The 310-nt window shown below is 47.4% G+C and carries 2 tRNA genes; both read left to right on the plus strand.

The features are described from left to right. Window positions 1–74 precede the first annotated feature (74 nt). A tRNA-Ile gene (locus tag FD02_RS03020) sits at window positions 75–148 on the plus strand. Between the two features lie 10 nt (window positions 149–158). Then, a tRNA-Ala gene (locus FD02_RS03025) sits at window positions 159–231 on the plus strand. The last annotated feature ends 79 nt before the right edge of the window (window positions 232–310 follow it).

The following is a 310-nucleotide window of genomic DNA, read 5'->3' on the forward strand; positions in this document are numbered from 1 at the left end:
GCATCAACGGAAACTATCACATGAAACTTTGTTTAGTTTTGAGGGGACTACCCTCAGGCATACGTTTGCTTTTCGGGCCTATAGCTCAGCTGGTTAGAGCGCACGCCTGATAAGCGTGAGGTCGATGGTTCAAGTCCATTTAGGCCCAGTGACGACCTGGGGGATTAGCTCAGATGGGAGAGCGCCTGCTTTGCACGCAGGAGGTCAACGGTTCGATCCCGTTATCCTCCATTACCCTTAGGGGTAATGTTAATACTTTGTTCTTTGAAAACTGGATATCATTGTTTTATTAGTAATGCCGAGAACACAG

Source organism: Lacticaseibacillus nasuensis JCM 17158 (assembly GCF_001434705.1).
Classification (GTDB): domain Bacteria; phylum Bacillota; class Bacilli; order Lactobacillales; family Lactobacillaceae; genus Lacticaseibacillus; species Lacticaseibacillus nasuensis.